This is a genomic window from Mycobacterium sp. (genome assembly GCF_049683935.1).
GTDB lineage: Bacteria > Actinomycetota > Actinomycetes > Mycobacteriales > Mycobacteriaceae > Mycobacterium.
This window is the reverse complement of the sequence record NZ_JBAUJR010000067.1, coordinates 1-6,001: the sequence shown is the minus strand read 5'-3', so window position 1 is coordinate 6,001 and position 6,001 is coordinate 1. Positions and strand designations below refer to the sequence as shown.

Here is a 6,001-nt window from a genome sequence, read left to right as displayed (position 1 = left end):
CTGCACCAGCACCGCCGTCACTGCCGTCAGCGCGGCCAGCCTCGTGATCGTCACCGGAAACCACGTTACCGGCGCCCCGATTGCGATTAGCGGGCCTAATCACTTCTGTTAGTTGAGCTTTCGAACTTCCTCGCAGGTCACAACCTTGGCGTCAATGGTGTGATGCAGACCATTGTGACGTTATATTGTGTGCGCAGTCACAGAGAGGACGGTCATGGTCGGAGTGAGCGAGGGCGCATTCGCCCCGCACGAAGTCGAACCACAACGTGCCGTGCGCGCGTCCGAGACGGTCAACTGGGCGCTTGCCATCCTGATGATGGCCATCCTGGTCGGCGCGGTCGCCGGTGTGGTGGTCGCGCTGTCCAGCGGTATGCCGAACGTCGCGTTGATGATCGCGTTGGTCACCGGCGCGGTGTTCGCGGGCGTCGCCTGCTGACGTTCTTTCGCTCGCGAACGTGCGTTCCCTGTCGTTGGTCGAGGGTTGTAACGACGAGGAATGCACGTTCGGCGTGCCCGGGGTCGGCCTCAGCGCAATCGAGCGACCAACGCGCTGGTGACCTGCTCAGTGGATGCGGTGCCGCCGAGGTCGCGGGTGCGGGTCTCCGGCTCGGCAAGGGTCGATTCCATCGCCGCGAGCACGTCGTCGGCAGCCGCCTCGTGACCGAGATGCGACAGCATCAACGCCGCTGACCACACCGCGCCGACCGGATTGGCGATCCCCTGACCCGCGATATCCGGCGCCGAACCGTGAACCGGTTCGAACATCGACGGGTGCTGCTTGCTCGGGTCGAGGTTGGCCGACGGGGCGATCCCGATGGATCCCGCTACCGCGGCTGCGAGATCGGACAGGATGTCTCCGAACAGGTTCGATCCGACGACGACGTCGAACCGCTCCGGATGCAGGACGAACTTCGCGGCCAGCGCGTCGATGTGCTCGCTGGCCAACTCCACATCCGGGAACCGGGCCGCGCGCTCGGCAACGACCTCGTCCCAGAACGGCAACGTGTGCACGATGCCGTTGGACTTGGTCGCCGACGTCACGTGACCCCGCCGCGTGCTGGCCAATTCGAAGGCGTAGTCGGCGATCCGGCTCACCCCGACACGGGTGAACACCGATTCCTGTACGGCGATCTCGTCGGGCAGGCCACGATTGAGGCGGCCGCCGATCTCGCTGTACTCGCCCTCGACATTCTCCCGGACCACCACGAAGTCGATGTCCGCGTCGGTGCGCAACGGCCCCGTCACGCCGGGGAACAGCCGGATCGGCCTCAGGTTGACGTACTGGCGGAACTCCCTTCGGATGGGGATCAGCAGCCCCCACAGCGACACATGGTCGGGAACGCCGGGCCAGCCGACCGCGCCCAGCAAAATCGCGTCGAACCTGCGCAGCGTGTCCAGCCCGTCATCGGGCATCATCGCACCGACCTCGGCGTAACGCTGGCACGACCAGTCGAATTCGGTGTATTCCAAGTCGATTTCGTGTTTGGCCGCCACGGCGTCGAGCACGGTGCGCGCTGCGGCGGTCACGTCGGTGCCGATACCGTCACCGGGGATGACGGCGATCTTCTGCCCGCTCACGTGCCCAGGCCCATCAGCCCGACCAGGATCGGCAACAGCAGGATGATCAGGAAGGCGCCGAGGATGTCGAAGGAGATCCCTGATCGGATCATCGTCGTGATTCTGACCACCCCCGAACCGTAGACGATCGCGTTCTGCGGTGTGGACACCGGGAGCATGAACCCGAACGCCGCCGCAAGCGCGGGCCCTTTGGAAGTGGCAGGTCTGTGCTGCCTCACACCTAAGCCCTGTCGGGACCCCGGGTCAAACCCGGATGCGCAGGTTATCTCCGCAGGAAGCGCGCCGAGCTGTCGTCGAGTTCGTCCCACCAGGTGGTGTGCGGTGCCGGCCCGACGGTGCCCGTGCACGGTGAGGCGAAGCTGCGGTCGCGGTAGCCGGTGATGCTGGCGTCCTTGTCGTGCTCCCAGTCCACGAAGTGTTTCCGGACGAGGTCGATGTCGAAGTCCGGATAGTCCGTCATGGTCATCAGGTCGCGTACGTAGTCGGTCTGGAAGTCGATCTGCCCCATGACATCAGCCACCTCGGCGTATCTCACCCGCCAGTCGGCGATGTCGGCGTTCATCACCTCGGCGGTGGGCACGTCCACCCGACCGAGAACGACGTCGCGAGCCAGGAACGCCTGGGCGTCGAACATGTTGAACGTGTAGTACTGATCCTGCATGCCCAGGTACATCAGCTTCGGGTTGGCGGTCCAGACCACGCCCTTGTAAAGGCATTCGGGATAGAGGTTGTTGGTCGTCGACAGCCTCAGCTCGGGGGTGATGAACGGGAAGTGATGCTGGTAGCCGGTGCACATGATGATGGCGTCGACCTCGCGGGTGCTGCCATCGGCAAAATGGGCGGTCCGGCCCTCGAGGTGCTGCAGAGCAGGCACTTCGGAGATCCCGTCGGGCCAGCCGAATCCCATCGGCGCATTGCGGTAGGCGATGGTGATCGACCCCGCGCCGTACTTCAGCGACTGCAGCGCGATGTCCTCCGCGGAGTAGCTGCTACCGAGGATCAGCAGATCCTTGCCCGCGAACTCCACAGCGTCCCGGAAATCGTGCGAATGCAGGATGCGACCGGGAAACGATTCGAAACCAGGATATTCCGGCACGTTCGGGGTGGAGAAGTGCCCGGTCGCGACGATGACATGGTCGAACGTCTCGGTGCGCAGCGCGCTGTGGCCGGGCTGCCGGGACTCCACCGTGACGGTGAACGCGGCGTTGTCGAAGACCACGTCGCGAACCGCGGTGTCGAACTCGACGAACTGGCGCACATTGCTCTTCTTGGCGCGTCCGACGATGTAGTCGAACAGCACTTATCGCGGCGGGAAAGACGGGATCGGACCGCCGAAATGCTCGTCGAAAGAGTAGTCGGAGAACTCCAGACACTCCTTGGGGCCGTTCGACCACAGGTAGCGGTACATGCTGCCATGTACCGGATCGCCGTGAGGATCCAGGCCCGTGCGCCAGGTGTAGTTCCACAACCCGCCCCAGTCGCTCTGCTTCTCGAAACACACCACCTCGCCGACGTCGACGCCGTCGAGGCGCGACTGTTCGAACGCGTGCAGTGCCGCCAGGCCGCAGGGGCCTGCGCCGATGATCGCCGTGCGAGGCATGGGATTCCTCCTTGGTGCGCTCACGCGCGGGGACGGGACTTGTCGGGGTCGTAGAACGGAAAGGTGCTGACGGTGGCGGGTATTCGCTTGCGGTGACCGTCGAGCTTGCCGACCTCGACCTTGGTGCCGGGCTCGGTGTACTGAACAGCGATGCGGCACAACGCGATACTCGTGCTCAGGATGGGGGAGCGGACACCGCTGGTGATGACGCCGACCTGGGAGCGGCCGATGTGCACACAGTCGCCGTGCCCGGCGACCTCGTTTCCGTCGAGGCGAAGACCGACCAGTGTGCGCTGCGGATGTGCCTTCCGTTCGATCAGCGCCTCCCGGCCGACGAAGTCGTCGGCCTTGGTCTTCAGCGGGACGGTGAACCCGATGCCGGCTTCGAAAGGATCGATCTGGTCGTCGAATTCGTTGCCCGCGGCGATCAGACCGGACTCGACCCGCAACAGTTCCAGTGCATCCAGACTGAGGGGCGCCAGACCGTGCGGTGCGCCGGCGTCCCACACCCGGTCCCACAGCGTCTCGGCGTCATCGGGGTGGACCCACAGTTCGTAGCCGAGTTCGCCGGAGTACCCGGTACGCGATACGAGCAGCGGCACCCCTTCGGGACCGCCCAGGCGCCCGATCAGGAAGCGGAACCAGCCCAGATCCCGCAACGCCGGTTGGCCCGGCGGACTCCACACCAGGTCGGCGAGCACGTCTCGACTCGCCGGCCCCTGGACGGCGATGTTGTGCATCTGATCGGAGGAGTCCTTGATCCAGACCTGCTTCAAGCCGAGCCTGTCCGCCTGGGTGCGCAGCCAGACACCGTCGTACGGGTCACCACCGATGAATCGGAAATTGTTGTCGCCCAGACGGAGCACGGTGCAGTCGTCGACGACGCCGCCGGCCTCGGTGCACATCGCCGAGTACACGACCTGACCGCGGGCCAACCGGCGGATGTTGCGGGTGAGCGTCGCCTGCAGCAGCGCCTCGGCGTCCGGGCCGAGCACCTCGAACTTGCGCAGCGCCGACAGATCCATCACGGCGACCCGCTCGCGGCACGCCCAGTACTCCTGGTGCGCTCCGAAGTTGTCGAAGCCGGTGGGCAGCCAGTAGCCGCGGTACTCGGTGAACTGTGCTGTCAGCTTCTCGGTTCGGGGCGCAAAAGCGGTCGGCTTGGTCAGCACCGGCTCCGATTCCGGCGTGAGCCGGTGTCCCACCGCCACAGAGAACCTCCTGGTCGAGTCGTAGACACGGACGTGGATGTCGGTGGGCAGCCAGCCGTTGGCCGGATCGATGTCGTCGGGGCACGCCGACGATGCGCAGACCAGGTCTGTGGACGCGCGGAACAACACGTAGTCACCGGCCCGCGACCACGGCTCGTCGGAGATCAACTGATGCTGTGCGTCGAAGGCGGTGTTGTAGAACAGGTTCAGGGCCGGCCATCCCTGGCGGGCGGCGATGCCGAACCTGTCGAGGGCGACGTTGAAGTTGTCCGTGCAGTTGACGTGCCCCGGGTAACCCTGGTCGGCGTAGTACTTGGCGGTGCACGCCAGCGCGAACGTGTCGTGGCGACCGACCGTGTCGCGAACCACCTCGACGAGTGGGCGCGCGCGCCGGTCGAAGAACTTCCCGAACAGCCCCGGTTGCGGGTAGGCGCCACCGCCGATGGTCCGGGTGGTGGTGGCGTCCAGTCCGAACTCGGAGCCTTCGCCGAGGGCGTGGGCGTCGAAGGCCAGGAAGTCCGAACATTGCCGGCCCGCCACATCGATGATCTGGATGAACTGGCCGGCACGCACTTCATAGGACGATGCGGTCGAGGCGTCGATGTGCATGTCCCACAGCGGTTCTGCCAACGGTGCGGGCAGTTCCTGCGGTTCGGGCCGAGCGGGATCGGCGCGACGGACCTCGACCACCACTTCCGAGGGCGGGTTCGGGTCGGCTTGCGACAGGCGCATCGGCGATGCCGGCGCGGCGACGAGGACCACGGCGTCGTCGTCGACGGCGAAGCCGACGCGGGCGCCCGCCGCCGAGTCCGCGTCGAAGAGTCGGGTGGCCACGGCGTTGTGCTGATCCACCCGGTGTCGGGACAGCAGCGTCAGGATGCGACCGGCGGCGTAGCCGTTCTCGTCGGGTCCGGCGACCAGATGCCGCAGCACGGTCGCCGTAGCGTCGGGTCGTGCGCCGGTGACAGCGCGGGGGTCGGGGGCGAGCACGGTCAGTTCAGCGGGCTGGCGGCCGTGACGGTCGATGATCTCTAGTCGATCACCCCCGTACACCTGGACCGCGGTGACCGATCCCGGCGCGACTCGGAATCGCTCGATCATGCTGTCGTACAGAAGATCACGGCGCGAACGACCGGTAGCCGACGTAGAACGCCAGGGCTCGGTCCGGGGTGGAGAACAGGATGCGCGAACCCTTAGGGAAGAAGATGGCGTCCTTCGCCTTGGCGATCTGCACCTGTCCGGTGTCCGCGTTCTCCAGGCGGAACTCGCCTTCGAGCACGATCTTCATCTCGTCGTAGTCGTAGTAGTAGTCCAGCGGGGCGTCGGTGTTGCGGAGTTCGAAGTAGCCCGAGCACATCGGCACACCGTTGGGGTTGGCGTAGACGTCGTCGATGAAGCCCTCGGTGCCCGGATACTGCTCCAACGGCATCTGCGGCAGGGTCTGCCAGAAGCCGGATGTCACCAGGAAAGTCGGAGCTTCGGTGCTTGTCATGACGCCTCCAGCGTGATCTCTCGTATGAAACAAAGTCTGATACGAGGAAACCACGGGCTGGTTTCCGGGAGATTACTCTCCGTAGCCACCAGGTATCGCTTGGGGCCGCGCGCGGTTGGC

The 6,001-nt window shown here is 65.6% G+C and carries 4 protein-coding genes and 2 pseudogenes; 1 reads left to right on the top strand and 5 read right to left on the bottom strand.

Translation table 11 applies throughout. From position 1 onward, the window contains the following. Positions 1 to 214: 214 nt before the first annotated feature. A complete protein-coding gene (locus WA965_RS03630) occupies positions 215 to 436 on the top strand; it encodes a hypothetical protein (protein WP_526296669.1) in 222 nt (73 codons plus the stop codon). A gap of 89 nt (positions 437 to 525) precedes the next feature. On the opposite strand, the gene WA965_RS03625 is transcribed toward WA965_RS03630, so the two are convergent. From WA965_RS03625 to WA965_RS03605, 5 genes and pseudogenes are all read right to left on the bottom strand, one after another. Further along, the gene (locus WA965_RS03625) at positions 526 to 1,578 is read right to left on the bottom strand and encodes a tartrate dehydrogenase (protein WP_526296667.1); all 1,053 of its coding nucleotides are present in this window, start codon (positions 1,576 to 1,578) and stop codon (positions 526 to 528) included. Beyond that, positions 1,575 to 1,799: pseudogene (locus WA965_RS03620) on the bottom strand (anion permease); the annotation flags it as partial. The gene WA965_RS03625 and the pseudogene WA965_RS03620, both read right to left, overlap by 4 nt. A 41-nt stretch (positions 1,800 to 1,840) precedes the next feature. Further along, a pseudogene (locus WA965_RS03615) lies at positions 1,841 to 3,178 on the bottom strand (trimethylamine monooxygenase). Between the two features lie 20 nt (positions 3,179 to 3,198). Then, positions 3,199 to 5,490 (bottom strand): trimethylamine N-oxide demethylase, encoded by a 2,292-nt coding sequence (locus tag WA965_RS03610; RefSeq protein ID WP_526296665.1) that lies wholly within the window; start codon positions 5,488 to 5,490, stop codon positions 3,199 to 3,201. 16 nt (positions 5,491 to 5,506) lie between these two features. Beyond that, the gene (locus tag WA965_RS03605; protein WP_526296663.1) at positions 5,507 to 5,881 is read right to left on the bottom strand and encodes a EutQ-related cupin domain-containing protein; all 375 of its coding nucleotides are present in this window, start codon (positions 5,879 to 5,881) and stop codon (positions 5,507 to 5,509) included. Between the last annotated feature and the right edge of the window lie 120 nt (positions 5,882 to 6,001).

Coding starts and splice junctions, on each gene's coding strand:
- WA965_RS03630 (WP_526296669.1), top strand. CDS start 215: ATGGTCGGAGTGAGCGAGGGCGCATTCGCCCCGCACGAAGTCGAACCA.
- WA965_RS03610 (WP_526296665.1), bottom strand. CDS start 5,490: ATGATCGAGCGATTCCGAGTCGCGCCGGGATCGGTCACCGCGGTCCAG.
- WA965_RS03605 (WP_526296663.1), bottom strand. CDS start 5,881: ATGACAAGCACCGAAGCTCCGACTTTCCTGGTGACATCCGGCTTCTGG.